This is a genomic window from Nocardia sp. NPDC102475, assembly GCF_055584605.1.
Map to the genome: position 1 here is coordinate 142,536 of NZ_JBVJLS010000014.1, position 14,813 is coordinate 157,348.

The 14,813-nt window shown below is 65.4% G+C and carries 16 protein-coding genes; 6 read left to right on the forward strand and 10 right to left on the reverse strand.

Going from position 1 to position 14,813, the window contains the following annotated elements:
- Positions 1 to 32 precede the first annotated feature (32 nt).
- The 4 genes from ACZ60G_RS25115 to ACZ60G_RS25130 are packed head-to-tail and all read right to left on the reverse strand — an operon-like array spanning position 33 to position 4,467.
- A complete protein-coding gene (locus tag ACZ60G_RS25115) occupies positions 33 to 1,067 on the reverse strand; it encodes an aminotransferase class I/II-fold pyridoxal phosphate-dependent enzyme (RefSeq protein WP_465812777.1) in 1,035 nt (344 codons plus the stop codon).
- Positions 1,064 to 2,107 (reverse strand): 3-oxoacyl-ACP synthase III family protein, encoded by a 1,044-nt coding sequence (locus tag ACZ60G_RS25120; RefSeq protein ID WP_465812779.1) that lies wholly within the window; start codon positions 2,105 to 2,107, stop codon positions 1,064 to 1,066. Before ACZ60G_RS25120 ends, ACZ60G_RS25115 begins: the two co-directional genes overlap by 4 nt.
- Before the next feature lie 9 nt (positions 2,108 to 2,116).
- Entirely contained in the window at positions 2,117 to 2,776 is a 660-nt protein-coding gene (locus ACZ60G_RS25125; protein ID WP_465812781.1) for an SRPBCC family protein, read from the reverse strand.
- A complete protein-coding gene (locus tag ACZ60G_RS25130; RefSeq protein WP_465812783.1) occupies positions 2,773 to 4,467 on the reverse strand; it encodes a thiamine pyrophosphate-binding protein in 1,695 nt (564 codons plus the stop codon). Before ACZ60G_RS25130 ends, ACZ60G_RS25125 begins: the two co-directional genes overlap by 4 nt.
- Positions 4,468 to 4,668: 201 nt before the next feature.
- Between ACZ60G_RS25130 and ACZ60G_RS25135 the strand changes: the two genes are divergently transcribed.
- From ACZ60G_RS25135 to ACZ60G_RS25145, 3 genes are all read left to right on the forward strand, one after another.
- A complete protein-coding gene (locus ACZ60G_RS25135; RefSeq protein WP_465812785.1) occupies positions 4,669 to 5,184 on the forward strand; it encodes an EXLDI protein in 516 nt (171 codons plus the stop codon).
- A gap of 133 nt (positions 5,185 to 5,317) precedes the next feature.
- Positions 5,318 to 6,295, forward strand: coding sequence for an ATP-binding cassette domain-containing protein (locus ACZ60G_RS25140; protein ID WP_465812787.1), 978 nt, complete (start codon positions 5,318 to 5,320; stop codon positions 6,293 to 6,295).
- On the forward strand, positions 6,292 to 7,068 hold the full coding sequence (locus ACZ60G_RS25145) for an ABC transporter permease (RefSeq protein WP_465812789.1): 777 nt from the start codon (positions 6,292 to 6,294) through the stop codon (positions 7,066 to 7,068). Before ACZ60G_RS25140 ends, ACZ60G_RS25145 begins: the two co-directional genes overlap by 4 nt.
- Before the next feature lie 53 nt (positions 7,069 to 7,121).
- On the opposite strand, the gene ACZ60G_RS25150 is transcribed toward ACZ60G_RS25145, so the two are convergent.
- The 3 genes from ACZ60G_RS25150 to ACZ60G_RS25160 form a co-directional block, all read right to left on the reverse strand.
- Positions 7,122 to 7,829, reverse strand: coding sequence for an anti-sigma factor family protein (locus ACZ60G_RS25150; protein WP_465812791.1), 708 nt, complete (start codon positions 7,827 to 7,829; stop codon positions 7,122 to 7,124).
- The gene (locus ACZ60G_RS25155; RefSeq protein WP_063045755.1) at positions 7,826 to 8,335 is read right to left on the reverse strand and encodes a sigma-70 family RNA polymerase sigma factor; all 510 of its coding nucleotides are present in this window, start codon (positions 8,333 to 8,335) and stop codon (positions 7,826 to 7,828) included. The genes ACZ60G_RS25150 and ACZ60G_RS25155 overlap by 4 nt, the downstream gene beginning before the upstream one ends.
- A gap of 184 nt (positions 8,336 to 8,519) precedes the next feature.
- Positions 8,520 to 9,164, reverse strand: a complete 645-nt coding sequence (locus tag ACZ60G_RS25160) for a YqgE/AlgH family protein (RefSeq protein ID WP_465812793.1) — start codon at positions 9,162 to 9,164, stop codon at positions 8,520 to 8,522.
- Positions 9,165 to 9,280: 116 nt separating this feature from the next.
- On the opposite strand from ACZ60G_RS25160, the gene ACZ60G_RS25165 reads away from it, so the two are divergent.
- On the forward strand, positions 9,281 to 10,042 hold the full coding sequence (locus tag ACZ60G_RS25165) for a lysophospholipid acyltransferase family protein (RefSeq protein ID WP_433523547.1): 762 nt from the start codon (positions 9,281 to 9,283) through the stop codon (positions 10,040 to 10,042).
- 1 nt (position 10,043) lies between these two features.
- Here ACZ60G_RS25165 and ACZ60G_RS25170 read toward each other — a convergent pair whose 3' ends face one another.
- Complete coding sequence (locus ACZ60G_RS25170; protein WP_465812796.1) at positions 10,044 to 10,355, reverse strand: GNAT family N-acetyltransferase; 312 nt, start codon at positions 10,353 to 10,355, stop codon at positions 10,044 to 10,046.
- Positions 10,356 to 10,505: 150 nt separating this feature from the next.
- Here ACZ60G_RS25170 and ACZ60G_RS25175 point away from each other — a divergent pair, with 150 nt between their 5' ends.
- Positions 10,506 to 12,101 carry an alpha/beta hydrolase gene (locus ACZ60G_RS25175; RefSeq protein ID WP_465812798.1) on the forward strand — a complete coding sequence of 532 codons (1,596 nt, stop codon included), beginning with the start codon at positions 10,506 to 10,508 and terminating at the stop codon, positions 12,099 to 12,101.
- Between the two features lie 44 nt (positions 12,102 to 12,145).
- Here ACZ60G_RS25175 and ACZ60G_RS25180 read toward each other — a convergent pair whose 3' ends face one another.
- Complete coding sequence (locus tag ACZ60G_RS25180; protein WP_465812800.1) at positions 12,146 to 13,177, reverse strand: aldo/keto reductase; 1,032 nt, start codon at positions 13,175 to 13,177, stop codon at positions 12,146 to 12,148.
- 106 nt (positions 13,178 to 13,283) lie between these two features.
- Here ACZ60G_RS25180 and ACZ60G_RS25185 point away from each other — a divergent pair, with 106 nt between their 5' ends.
- A complete protein-coding gene (locus ACZ60G_RS25185) occupies positions 13,284 to 13,892 on the forward strand; it encodes a TetR/AcrR family transcriptional regulator (protein WP_465812802.1) in 609 nt (202 codons plus the stop codon).
- An 86-nt stretch (positions 13,893 to 13,978) separates the two neighbouring features.
- On the opposite strand, the gene ACZ60G_RS25190 is transcribed toward ACZ60G_RS25185, so the two are convergent.
- Positions 13,979 to 14,773 (reverse strand): ArsR/SmtB family transcription factor, encoded by a 795-nt coding sequence (locus ACZ60G_RS25190; protein ID WP_465812807.1) that lies wholly within the window; start codon positions 14,771 to 14,773, stop codon positions 13,979 to 13,981.
- Positions 14,774 to 14,813: the final 40 nt, after the last annotated feature.

Genomic DNA, 14,813 nt, shown 5'->3' on the forward strand with positions numbered 1-14,813 from the left:
AGGTCCCGCGAACGCCGCCGCTCCAACACCACCTACCGCAGTGATTCCAGCGCCTTCAGCACCGCGTTGTCCGCCTCGGTGTCCCCGACAGCGATGCGCGCGCTGCCGTCGGGGTACACCTTGGCCGCGATGCCGGCCCGGCGCAGCGCCGTTGCTACGCCGGGGCCCGGCAGGTACAGGAAGTTGGCGTAGCTGCGTGGCACGGCGATGTGTCGGTGCAGCAACGCACTGCGCAGGGTCTCGCGTGCGGTGGTGATGCGCAGGATGCGCGCGGCCAATTCGGGTTCGGCGGCGTAGGACGCGGCGACCGCGGCCACCGCCGCCGAACTCACCCCGAACGGCAGCTGCAGCCTGCGGACGCGGCTGATCAACTCGCTGCTGCCGAAGGTGTAGCCGATGCGCAGACCGGCCAGCCCGTATGCCTTCGAAAAGGTGCGCAGGACCAGCAGATTCGGATGTCGGTTGAGCAGTTCGAGGGTATCGACCCGATCGGCGGGGCCGAGGAATTCGGCATACGCCTCGTCCAGGATGACCGGTACCCGGCGCGGCACCGAGCACAGGAACGCCTTCAGCTCAGCGGCCGAGATCACGGTGCCGGTCGGATTGTGCGGACGGCAGACCACCACCAATCCGGTCCGCTTGTCGATGGCCTTCGCCATCGCCCAGAGGTCCTGATTGCCCGCGGCATCCAGGGGCACCGGAACGACCTCTAGATCGGCCATCTCCGCCATGATCGGGTAGCCGTCGAAAGTCGGTGCTCCGTAGACGATTCCGTCACCCGGCTTGGTCAATGCCTGGATGATCTGCATGGCCACCCCGGTCGCACCGGAACCGACGACCACCTGATCCGAATGCACCCCGACGTGCCCCGCGATCGACCTCGGCAGCCGACGTGGCAGAAACTCCGGATAGCGATTGGCCTGCGCCAGTACGCTGTTCACCGCGATCAGTACCGAAGGCAGTGGGGGGAACGGATTTTCGCTCAGGCTGAGATCGAACCGCGCCTGCGTCCGCTGACTTCGGTGCTGTTGCGAGGGCCGAGATTCATCGGCCACGCGCACGCTCATCCGGCCGCACCCCAGCGCACCGCGGCGGCGCCGGCGAAATCACCGGCGTGCGCGAATGCCGACAACAGCACCACCGAGCCGTTGCGCAGCCGACCCGCCCGATTCTCGGTGTCCAGGGTGACCGGAATGCCTGCGGCGAACAGGTTTCCGCACTGGTCGAAGGTGTCCGGATGCCGCTCCGGCGGCAGTTCCAGCGCATCGTGCCAGTTGCGCAGGAACAGCCGGTTCGGCTGATTGGTGACGAAAGTGTCGATATCGCGGCCTTTCACCCCGATCCGGTCGCACACCGCCAATGCCACCTCCGGCACCAGTCGATTGCCGCGTGCGAACACCTTGGTGATCTTCGATTCGGTGAAACTGACGCAGCCCTGGCCCTCGCCCGGCTCCCAGTACTTGCGCTCGCCGTTGGTCGAGAACTCCATATCCCCGGCGAATTCGGGATAGGTGCGGCATTCGATATCCAGGATCGGCGCGGAATCGTCCTTGACCAGCAGTCCGACACCGCAGGCGTCGCCGGGCACCGGCGCCTGGGCGAGCTTGCGGATCTCGGTCTGGGTGAACACCGGGCCCGCGCAGTTCTGGGTGGCCGCGATGAGCGCGGAGCGGGCATCGGTGGTCTGCAGGATCATCCTGGCCATGGCCATCATGTGCACGAAGGCCGCGCAGCCGCCATTGTGCACGTCGTAGACGAAGCGGGGCTTCATCCCGAGGCGGCGGGCCGTTTCGGGTCCGCAGCCCATCACCGGATTGTCCGGCAGCTGGGTGTGCGTGATCAGCACATCGATATCCGAGATCGCTTGTGCGCCATGGCGTTCGATCAGCGGTGCGACGGCACGCTCGACCATATCCACCGCGGTCTCGTCCCTGCCCACATGGTGGCGCGCCTTGGGCGAGCGGAACATGACGTTCTTGGCCATCCGGTCGGATCGGCTGTACTGCGTGAAGTATTCGGTGCCGACCGGCTCACCAGGCAGATAGCTCGCCACATCGACAAGGCTGACGGCCGGCAGTCCAGGGCCGTTCGGATCAGAGAAGTTCATGGCGCGGCCTCACTTCATCCAGTCGGGCTTGATCGGAAGACCGTTTGCCGCACGGTATTCGCAGATCGCCTTGAGGTTGTCCATCTCGAGCTGGTGCCCGGCGGAGAACATCTCCCAGAAGTCGCCCACCCATACCGGCCGCTTCTCGGGAGCCGTTTCGGGATAGGGGTTTTCGTCGTAGAACGGGTGACGGCAGTTCACCCACAGCACTACCGAACCCGGCTTGTTGAACACCACCTGGGCATCGATCACCCGCAGCAGGTAGATCATCCAAAGGTGCTGACTCTGATCCCAGGCGCAGTGGTAGTCGACGGTCATGCCCTCGCGGTGCGCGACGGTGCGGGTGAAGATCTTGGTCGCCGGGCCGAGCCGGTCCCAGGCCAGCCACAGCCCCGGTTCCTCGGTCTCGGCGAAGCCGCGCAGGCTATAGGTCCACTCCTCCAGGCTGCGGGTATCGGCCAGGTATTCCCACACCTCATCCGGTGGCGCGGCGATATACGCCTGCACCGGGCAGTATTCGCCGAAGATCTGGTCGTGCGGATACACCGACCGCAGCATGTCCATGATGATCGGAGTGGTTGCGTCCTTATCTGAGTTCTCGATCCGCAGCACGCCGGGGACTACGTCTTCCGGAATGTCGCTGAGGGCGGGGAGGGCGCTTGTTGTCACTGCCTTTTCTCCAATGTATCGAGCTTCTCCGATGTCGCGAGAAACGGGATGAAGGGTGGGACTTCGTCGGGGTCGACGTCGATCGAGATGAACGCCGGCCCTTCGGATTCGACGCATCGCCCCAGTGCGATGGCCAGCTCTGCGGTAGTACGGACGGAGTACGCGGGAAGTTCAGGGAACATGGCATCGATGCCCGCTCCCAGTTGTGTGGGCCGAAATCGATTGAAGCTGTAGCGATCTTGGTAATAGAGCTGTTCTCGAGTGACACACATCGCGTGCGCGTTGTTGTTGAGCACGATGAAGATGACCGGCAGCTGATGTTCGATCGCGGTGTGCAATTCCATGCCGTGCATGTAGAACGCGCCGTCACCCGCGACGACGATGGTGCGTCTGGTTCCGGACGGTCCGCGATGGCGTGCGAATGCCGAACCTATCGCGGCGCCGAACGCATAGCCCATCCCGCCCATGCCGAGCGCGACCACGAATCGGCCGCCGCGCGGCACCCTCAAATGGTGCACCACCGCGGCCCCGGTGTTGCCCGCATCCGCGAAAACGTCCGTGCCCTCGGGCAATAACGCCTCGATCGTCTCGACCAATTCGCGGTAGCGCAGACCGGGTCCGGTCGACTCGGGCACCCGCAACGGCGTCAGAGCATGCGGTGGATACGGATGACTCTCTTCGATGCCGTCGGTGAATTCGTCCGCGAGTTCGGCCAGATCCCGCGCGAGATCCGTGCTGGTGGCGTGGATCGCGGACAGATACGGCGCCGCGACACCGATATGCGCGACGGTGCGGTCGGCCAACAGTTCGTCCAACCCGGTGCGCGCGGTGATCGGCATCGGTGTGCCGACGATCAGGCACAGGGCCGCCGAGCGCAGTGCCGCCGACAACTCCGGATGTCCCATACTTCCGGCGACACCGCGGAACGCCGGGTCGGCATTGTCGTAGGTGTCCTTCGCATCCGGGGCGACTCCCACCGACGCATCCAATGCGCGTGCCAGCCGAGCGAGTTCGGCGCGGGCGTCGTCGCGCGCGATTTGGTCGCCCACGATGATCACGATCTTGCCGATCTTGCGTGCCGCGGTCAGCGCGGTGCGCACCCGAGCCAGACCGCTTTCGTCGCGCCGATGCGTCGGCGATGTCGGCCGGAACGGCGGGGTATCGCCGATATCGCTCTGCTGTACGTCCTTGGGTAGCAACAGGACTGAGGGCCCGCCGCGCCGGGCGGCGTCGACCGCCCTGGACAACTTGTCCGGCAGGTCGGCGGCGGTCTCCACCCGTGCGCAGTACTGGGTGATCTCGCCGAACATCCGGGCCGCATCGATGGTTCCCGCGAGCCCGCTGGAGTCCTGGAACGCGCCGTTGCCCTCCTGGGCGGTCGGCGGCTGCCCGACCAGCGCCAATACCGGCACCCGGGACGCGAACGATTCGGCAAGTCCGGCAACGAGATTCATCGCGCCGCCGCCGGAGGTGGTGGCGACGACGCCGAGTCCGCCGGTCGAGCGGGCATAGCCGTCGGCCATGGTCGCGGCCGAAAACTCGTGCTTGGCAACGACGCCCGCGACGTCGTATGGCGCATCGAATAGCGCGTCGTATAGATCTTCGATGTTCGCGCCGTCGACACCGAAGATGTGCTGCACCCCCAGGGTTGAAACCGCTCGAACCAGATAATCTACGACCCTGCTCGGCATCGGCCCTCCTCTCGCAGTGACCTGCTGTACGCCGAAAGCGAGCACAGGCGCGGTCACATATCGCGTACACGTGAACTACGAGTTGGACTGCTGAGCGGTTCAATCCCTCGTGCAAGATGTACTCCGCGCATGAGGCGGTCGCGAGATTCTTGTGCCCCGTCACTGCTTGCGTGTACGTATACATCTACGTATAGTGAGTTCATGCCCAACAAAACGATCTACGTTGCCGACGACGACCTGCCACTGTTCCAGCGCGCGCAGGAGCTCGTCGGCGGCAACCTTTCGGGGGCGGTGACCACCGCACTGCGGCGGTTCATCGAGCTGGAAGAGGGCAGGCTGGAGGGCTATGACGAGGTAGTGCTGCGGGTCGGCCACAATGGCGTGCGTCAGGTCCGATTCTCCGGCGCCCTGCTCGGTGAGCACCGCGACGTGAACGAAGAGCGCATGGAACACGTCCGGGTGTACCGCAGCCGGAAGGGCAAATTCGTCATGCATGCCCAGTATTCGAACTGGGACGAATACCCACAGAGCACCAACTGGGTCAAGGATCTGACGAACTGGCGTCGCATGCTCGGCGTCGGTGATCAGGACTGGGGCGATTTCATTTTCGAGATCGTCGAGTCGCTCGGCGAATTGAAGGGAAAGATTCCGGACAAGCTCTACGAGCGAGTGGCCCAGATCGCCGACCGTCCGCCGGTGGAGGAACTGGACATCTAGGGGGATGGCAGTCGGCGGAGCCGACGGCCAACCGAATACCACCTCTCAAAACGCCGCACCGGACTCCGGGCGCGGTGCGGCTGAAACATGCTGTCATTCGCATTGATTTATGAAAATTCTCGAAAGGAAGACCATGACCAACGGTCATCGCGCCCCCGCCATTTCGGCGCTGGGCCTGCGTAAATCGTTCGGTGAGCACGTGGTGCTCGACGGCATCGACATCACGGTTCCGGAGGGCACGATCTACTCACTCCTCGGCCCGAACGGTGCGGGCAAGACCACCACCGTGCAGATCCTCACCACGCTGCTGCGCCCCGATGCGGGTGAAATCCGCGTCGACGGCCACGATCTGGTCACCGAACCCGATGCCGTGCGCACCGCGATCGGTGTCACCGGCCAGTTCTCCGCGGTCGACGAATTGCTGACCGGCCGCGAAAACCTGGTCCTGATGGGCGATCTGCACCATCTGCCGCGCCGCGAGAGCAAGCGCCTCGCCGCCGAGCTGCTGGAGCGCTTCGACCTGGTCGAGGCCGGCGACAAGACCGCGGCCACCTACTCCGGCGGCATGGTGCGGCGGCTGGATCTGGCCATGACGCTGGTCGGCGATCCGCGCATCATCTTCCTGGACGAGCCGACCACCGGACTGGATCCGCGCAGTAGGCGGGCGATCTGGGAAATGATCCGCACACTGGTCGACGACTACAGCGTGACCGTCTTCCTGACCACCCAGTACCTCGAGGAGGCCGATCAACTGGCCGACCGTATCGCGGTGCTCGACCACGGCCGGATCGTCGCCGAGGGCACGGCCGCCGAATTGAAGCGGCGGATCCCCGGCGGACATATCCGGCTGGAATTCGCCGACCAGATCGGATTAGCCGCCGCGGCAACGGCATTGGGGCCGGAGGCGCGCGTCGTCGATGACGCGGCCGAAGAGGAATTCACCCTCGCGGTCCCCAGTGACGGCGGCGTCAAATCGCTGCGCGCGGTGCTCGACCGCCTCGACTACGAGCAGATCGAGGTCGCCGGACTTTCCGTGCACACCCCCACTCTCGACGACGTATTCCTCACCCTCACCGGACATCCCACCGCCGAAAAGGAGACCGTGCGATGAGCAGTACGATGACTTACGCGCTCGCCGACTCGAAAACGATGCTGCGGCGCAGCATGCTTCATGCGAAGCGGTACCCGAGCATGACCTTCGGCATCATCCTCATGCCGATCATCCTGCTGCTCACCTTCAACTTCGTTTTCGGTGGCGCACTGGAGAAGTCGTCCGGCGGTAACTACATCGACTATCTGACCCCGGGCATGCTGTTGATGATCCCGGCGTATATGACCGCGGGTGTGGCGGTCTCGGTCTGCACCGACACCACCAAGGGCATCGTGAATCGCTTCCGCACCATGGCGATTTCGCAGTCCGCGATACTCGCCGGACATGTGGTCGGCGCATTGATCCAGGCCCTGCTCGGCATCGCCGCCATGGTCGGTGTCGCGGTGCTCGCCGGTTTCCGGCCGTCGGCGAATGTCGTCGAGTGGATCGCCGCATTCGGACTGCTCGGCATGCTCGTCTTCGGACTCACCTGGATCGCGGTCGGCATGGGGCTGGTCGCGCAGACTCCGGAGAGCGCGAGCAATATGCCCTTCCCGCTGATCATGCTGCCGTTCCTCGGCAGCGGCCTGGTCGGCACCGACACCATGCCGGTCGGATTGCGTCAGTTCGCCGAATACCAGCCGTTCACCCCGCTCACCGAAACCATCCGCGGCCTGCTCATGGGCACGGAGATCGGCAACAACGGCATCATCTCCATCGCCTGGTGCGTCGGCCTCACGCTGGTCGGATACTTCTGGTCGACCTCGGTCTTCCGCAAACAGACCCAGCGCTGAATCACCGAAACCTTCGATCCCCCCGTCGAGTTCGGCGGGGGGATCGAAGTGTGTCAGACGGTGCCGGACAGCAGCGTCTCGCCCGTCGACGCCTTCCGGATCTGCACCGCCTGGATCTGATCCGGCGTCTTATCGACGGTCCGGTCGATCGTCAGCTCGGTACCGGGTCCGGCGGGCCACCGATCGAGTTTGGCCTGGCTGCCGTCGGTGCCTATGACGTACAGGTCGAGATCCCAGTTGTACTTCTGGTCGCTCGGCCCATAGCTGCACGTCATCACGATCCGAGTCTTGCCATCGGCCTGCACGACCTTGAAGCTGGCCGTAACCGGATTCGGTGTGATCGCTTCCATACTGCGTTCGGCCACAACCTGTTCGGAACTCGGCTTATCCACTGCGGTGACCGAGGTGACCACCGGAACCGCGATGGCCACCGCCGCGGCAGCCGCAGCGACCGCAGCCCCGACGGCCGCCCACCTACTGCGCCGCCTACGCCTCACGGCGGCATCGGCGAGCCGGGGCAGCAGTTGTGCGGGGGGCTCCACCACGGCCGAGGTCGGCCCCGGCGGCTCGATCATGGCGAGCGCGGTGTCGGGATCGACCATCGAGAGCAAACCCGGGAGTCCGGCGAGATCGGCAACCGCCGCCCGGCAGACCGGGCAGCCGTCCAGATGCTCTTCGTACTCCCGCCGTTCGGTGCGGGACAGGGAGCCGAGGATGTACGGTGCATCCCACGTCGAGTAGTCGTCGGCGATGTCCGTCATTGATTCGTCACCCCCATCTCCTGTAGTGCCAGCCGTAGCGCCCGCATGCCGTAGTGCATGCGAGATTTCACCGTGCCCGCCGGGATATCGAGTTCCTCGGCGATCTGGTGGGTGGAAAGGCCTCGATAGTAGGCCCGCACGATCACCTCGCGGTGATCGCCGCTGAGTCTGCTCAATGCGTCCGCGACCAGCCAGCCGTCCAGGGCCCGGTCGGCCTGATCCGGAGCGGCCTGCTCCGGCGGATTGTCGGTGCGGAATTCGCGCCGATTACGGGCGCTGCGGTGCTCATCCACGGCGAGATTGCGCGCGACCGTGAACAACCACGCCCGCGCCGATGTCGTCGATTGATCGAGCACGTTGGGGCGCTGCCACGCCCGCAACAACGTCTCTTGCACGATGTCCTCGGCCCGACCTGGATCGCGAACCAAACCGAGCGTGTATCGCCATAGCGCCGAAGCATGTTCCTGATACAGAACCCGCATGAGCTCGGCTTGTTCTTCGGGCATTCGTCACCTGCTCCCCCGCCTCTCCGCGTCTTTTGCCGGTCGTCGGGTGGACCCCGGATTCGTCGCGGGCCGGCGGTAGTTGGGGTGATTGGCTTCTGGGTGTACCCGGCGAGTTACCCATGTTCTCGCCAGATCACTTGTCTTGTTGCATGTAGGTATTTCCTCCTTCATGCAAACAACGTCCCTAGTTGCGTTCCAGTTCAATCGGATGCGTGGCGAGCAGAGACAGGGGCAGTGGCTGGCGGCGCAGCACGTGGGCCCACAGGTCGGGGCGGCCGGTGCTGATCGGATCCGAGGGCAGCGCCGAAAGCACGATCCAGTCGTTGTTCTGCAGTTCGCCCTCGAGTTGACCGAAGGTCCAGCCCGCATAGCCCGCGAAGATTCGCAGACCCTCGATCAGCGGGGTGATCTGATCCTGGTCGGCGTCGAGATCGACGAGCACCACGCGGCCATCGATGCGGCGCAGTCCACGGACGCCCGCGATCGACGCGCCGACCCGGACGGTGCCCAGACATAGTGCCGCGTCCCGCTTGACCGGGCCGCCGATGAAGAGCGTGCGCGGCGCGGCGGCCGCCTCGGACCAGCGTGGCAGCACGTCGTGCACCGCGGTATCGCTCGGACGGTTCAGTACGACCCCGAGGCTGCCCGCCTCGTTGTGCTCGATGATGTACACGACGGTGCGCCGGAAGGTCGGCTCGACCAGTTCGGTCGCCGACACCAGCAGGGTGCCTGCGCGAACCACCTGCTCGCCCTGCCGGAAATCGCGTCGCCTGCGGTCACCGTGTCCGCCGCGAGTTTTCCGATCGTCCGGGTCATCTCCGCGTGCCACTCCGACATCATCGCACTGGCGCGGGCGGTTCGTCGGTCAAGCGGCGTGGCGGATTCCCGGACCGGCGCCCGGCGGGACCCCGATCACCCCGAAAACAGACCGGTTAGGGTGTGGCCATGGAACGGCCCGAGGTCCTCCTCGACAACGCTGACACTGTGTACGACTTCTATCGCGACCACCGGCAGAACCGGCTGAAGGCATGGGGGGCCTACGCCATTCTCGGACGTCGATACCATCCGCGCGTCACCTATGCCGAGGGTGCGCAAAAGCTGCTGCACCAGGTGATTCGCCAGCGCAGGCCGTTGCTCGTCGCGATCGACCACCTCTCCGAATCCGACCCGTACACCGTCGCCGCCGCGGCGTGGCGCAGCGAATTGCGTTCGGTGATCGGGCGGGTGCGCGTACTGGCCAAGGACGAGCTGTTCATCGATCCCGACCAGCGCCGCAAGATCGACATGATGGGCGGGATCCCGGTATTCCGCGGTAAGGACCACGGCCTGCGGGCGGTGAACGCGGCCGGTCAACGGATGATGGATATCTGCGCGGAGCGGATGGCGAACGGTGACGGCATCGCGGTGTTTCCGGAGGGCACCTGCAACGATGTCGACCACACCGAGGTACAGCCGGTGGGCAGCGGGATCGGGCACATCGCATTCCGTGCGATGAAGTTGGGTGCGCAGCCGGTGCTGCTCAGCCTGGGTTTGAGCTATGGGCCGCGACCCGATCCGAGCGTGCCGGTCACCAAGGAGGAGGCCAAATCGGCCAGCTTCCATTTCGGGGTGCCGATCACCGAGCTGCCGACCAAACCCGCGGAGATCGCCCGGCTGGTGCGCACCGATCTGCAGCAGGCGCTCGACGGAGCCGTTGCCGCGTACTGATCTACAGGGGCAGGCCGAACTTCTCGCGTGCCCACTGCGGAACCGTCGCGATGTATTCCGGTTCCGTTTGGACGAATTGCCGCACCAGCGGACACATCGGCAGAATGCCGAAACCTTCCTGACGTGAGGCGTTCAATGCCGCCTGCACCAGCACCCGACCGTATGCCCGGCCCGCGTGCCTGGGATCGAACTCGGTGTGGATGAAGGCCCGCTCGGCGCCGGTGTCCTGATATTCGGCGTAGCCGGCGATGGCACCGTCGACGTAGATCTCGAAGCGTTCAAGCGCGAAGTTGTTGCGGACCTCAGTCGACATGGCTCGACGCTACTCCGGTGGGTGTGGATGGCTGTGCACCGCAATACAAATCGCATCCGATCGCCCGCTCGACTTGTCTACCGGTGCCAGGCTGACCAGAATGCTGATGGTCGCGGCGAATCAGCGATGGGCCCGGCGGAGGTACGAAACATGATGAGGACGCCAGGTTTTCCACGAGCGCTGGTCGCTGTCGCGGCCGCGAGCCTGATCAGCGGATCGATCATGACGGGTTGGGCCGAGGCCGCACCCGCGGCATCCTTCGGCGCCTGCCCGGACTCGTCGGTCACCGAGGGGCGCGGTGTGCAGTGCGCGGTGATCTCCGTCCCGATGAATTACGCCGACCCCGGCGGCGCGCGTATCGAACTCACCGTCAGCCGGATCGCCGCCACTGGCGAGCGTCGCGGCGTCATTGCCGCGAATCCGGGCGGGCCGGGCGCGGATGCCCTCGACTACTGGGCTCGTCGGATCGGTTCGATGCCTGCCGAACTCGACGAGCATTACGACCGGATCGCGGTGCAGCCGCGCGGACTGCGCTGGGCCACCCCGCTGCGCTGCGATTCCCAGACCAGTGCGGCATCGAAACCAGCTGAGGGCGAACAAGTTTCGCTGGGCGGCGGTAACCGCGACGATATCAAGAAGGCCTGCGACGCGGCGCTGCCCGGCTATCTCGACACCATCACCACCGAGAGCACCGCCCGCGATCTGGACGAGGTGCGCGCCGCGCTCGGCGTGGCCCGGATCAGTTACCTCGGTACGTCATACGGCACCTACCTCGGCGCGGTGTACGCGTCGTTGTTCCCGAGCCGGGTGGATCGAATGGTGTTGGACTCCAACGTCAATCCCGATTGGGTGTGGACCGAGGAATTCGCTCAGCAGCAGGTCGCCGGTAAGCAGCGGCTCGATGATCTGTTCGCCTGGATCGCCGACCACAGCGGCGACTACGGGCTCGGTGATACCGCGCTGCAGGTCTACCAGAACTGGGTGCGGCTGGTCGCCGACCAGGGCGGCGGCTGGTACGCCAACCTGACCCCGCCACCCGCGCGCGTCGGCGACCTGCCCGGCGCGCTGCCCGAACCGCTCGCCGAAATCGCCCGCGACGGTTTCAACGACAGTGTGGAACAAGCGGGCAAGGTGCAGAATCTGGTGCGCCTGCTGGTCACTGGCGGCGCGTCCGCACAGGTGCCGCTGGTCGGCGCGACCGCGGTCGCCACCTACACCCGCACCTTCTGGCCGACCTTCGCCAGGGCGATGGCCGACGCCAATATCGATCCGAAGAACGTCCGCCAGCTACTCGCCATCGAGGGCGCGACCAGCACCGATCCCACCGGACGCTTCGTCTTCTCGGCCATCACCTGCAACGAGAACAATGTGCCCGGCCGCTCCGAGCTGATCGGTTCGGCCATAGCCACCATCGCCACCGGCGGCAATGCCATGGACGCCCGCGCCGATCTGGTCCGCTCCGGAACTGCCTGCGGCAGTTGGAAACCGGTGACCAAGCCGGTGCCGATCACTGGAAAGGATCTGCACACCCGCCCGCTACTGCTACAGAGCCGCTGGGATGCGCTGACCGCCTACGCGGGCGGCCCTGCCATGGCACAGGCACTCGGCGGATCGCTGATCACGGTCGAGGGCGGCGACCACGGCGCATTCGGTCGCGGCAACACCGCCGTCGACGATGCCGTGATGACGTATCTGCGAACCGGTCAGGTCACCATCGACCACGCCGACCAGGCGCCGTTGCAGTAGGCAGTATCGGCGTGCGCGGACGGTCGTGAGGATGGGTCGTGAGCTCATACCGGCGATGAGCGGCGTCGTAGTGCCGCGTGGAGCAGGGCGGGTGGCGTGTCGTGCTTCTCGTCCGGGGCGAGGTCGACGCCGGGCGCGACGATCGCGTCGATCGCATCGAGCACGTCGTCGGAGAGCACGGTGTCCGCGGCGGCGAGCTGCGAGTGCAGGTGGTCCATTGTGCGCGGCCCGATGATGGCGCTGGTCACGCCGGGGTGCGCGGTCACGAAACCGAGCGCGAGCTGGATCATCGTCAAACCGGCCTGATCGGCGACCTTGGCCAGCTGCTCGACGGCGTCCAGTTTTGCCCGGTTGACCGGGGTGGTGGTGTCGAAGCGTTGCGGCATGAATTTCGAGCGGCTGGTGGTGATGTCCCGGCCCGCGCGGATCGCACCCGACAGCCAGCCCGAAGCCAGCGGGCTCCACACCAGCACGCCGAGTCCGTACTGTCCGGTCACCGGTAGCACGTGGGATTCGATGCCGCGCTGCAGGATCGAGTAGCCGGGCTGTTCGGTGACGTAAGGGCGCAGGTGGTTTTCGCGAGCGGCCCACTGAGCCTGCACGATGCGATATGCGGGAAATGTCGACGAACCGAAGTAGCGGATTTTTCCGGCGCGCTGCAGGTCGGTCAGGGCCGACAGCGTTTCCTCGTCGCTGGTGTTCGGGTCCCACCGGTGAATCTGGTAGAGATCGACGTGGTCGACGCCCAGCCGGCGCAGGCTGTTGTCCAACTCGGTGACCAGCCAGCGGCGCGAACCGCCCTGATGGTTGCGCTCCGCACCCATCGGCATGCTCGCCTTCGTTGCCAGCACGATGTCGTCGCGGCGGTCCGCGATGGCCTTGCCGACCATCTCCTCCGACTCGCCGTCGCTGTACCTATCGGCCGTGTCGATGAGGTTGATCCCGGCCGCCAGGGCGGCGTCGACCATAGCGGTGGCCTCGGCCTGGGTGGTGCGCCCGATCCGGCCGAAGTTCATCGCGCCGAGTGCGAGGGTGCTGACCTGCACACCGGTGCGGCCCAAAGTGCGGTACTGCATGAGGTGTTCCTCCATGAGAGGCGTGAATTGGTTTCGGCTCGGCTGTTCTGCCATCCTGAACAAGCGGAACCTTGTTCCGAAACCAACATACGGAACGTTGTTCCGTTTGACAAGCGCTGTGCTGGAGGTGGTCGATATCGACAGCGGATCGGGGTCGTCAGCCCCGCGAAAACGGGCCGACGCCCTGCGTAACAAGAAGACACTGCTGGACGCGGCCGCCGCGGCTTTCGTCGAGTCCGGCGTCGATGTGCCTGTACGCGATATCGCCGCGCAGGCGGGCGTCGGCATCGGCACGATCTACCGCCACTTCCCGACGCGAGCCGATCTCATCGTTGCCGTGTACCGACACCAGGTCGAGGCATGCGCCGAAGCGGGTCCGAAACTGCTGGCGGACAGCACCACACCGTATGCCGCACTGAGACAATGGATCAATCTCTTCGTCGACTTCGTGGCGACCAAGCACGGCCTCGCCGAGGCACTACAGTCCGACGATCCCACCTTCGAGACACTGCACACCTACTTCCTGGACCGCCTCGTCCCGGCATGCGCCCAACTCCTCGACGCCGCCGCGGCAGCAGGCGAGATCCGCCCTGGCATGGACCCCTACGAGCTGCTACGCGGCGTCGGCAACCTGTGCGTCGGCGCGGGCAACACCCCCCGCTACGACGCCCGCCGCATGGTCGACCTCCTCGTCGCAGGACTGCGTCACCAGTAGGGAGTCCCTCGAGTAGGCGCGACCCTCGGGCGACGATCCGGCTGGGTCCCAGGCTCTATTCGAGCAGTTCAGCGATCCGGCTGGAACTACGCCACCGGTTCCGGCAGGGACTCGCCCGTCTCCAGCAGGGTCTTGAGACTCGACAAGATGCTCGGCCAACCGCCGCTGATTCCGGCCAGGACAGAGCTGCCGGGCTCGAAACCGTCGTGGATGACAGTCAGTTTCACTGTTTCGCCCTGGGGTTCGATTTCGAACGTCACCTTCGAGCGGGGCTCGCGCGCCCAGGCCGCCACGTCTTCCGGGTGCATTTCGAAGGTGGTGGCGAAGGCGGGGTCGAAGGTGTGCCAGGTGTAGGAGAGCCGGGTGTAGGGATCTGCCTCCAGGACAACCTGTTCCGGATCCTTGCTGGACCAATCCCGTTGGTGCCAGACCATTTCCGAGCCGGGCTGCCAATCGGTATCGAAGCCGGCACCCCAGTAGCGGTTGGTGAAGGCGGGGTCGGTAAGGGCTTGCCAGAGCCGCTCCGGCGTCGTCTTGATGTAGGTGGTGTAGACGAATGCGTTGTCACTCATGGGGTTTGCCTCCAATGCTTGCTTCAGGTCGGCCAGCGCGTGGACGCGGGCGCGGTGGTAGCGGGTGATCCAGCGGTCGGCGATGGCGTTGATGGGTTCGGCATTGAGGTAGTGCAGTTTTTCGCGGCCGCTGCGACGAGTGGTGATCAAGTTGGCGGACTCGAGGACCGCGAGGTGCTTGCTCACCGATTGGCGGGCCATATCCAGTCCGGCGCACAGTTCGCGCAGGGTTTGGCCATTGCGCGCGTTGAGGCTGTCGAGCAGCCTTCTGCGGCTCGGATCGGCGAGCGCTCGAAATACCTCGTCCATGCCACCTTCTTCGTGATATGTAGCCATTAGGCTGCATATC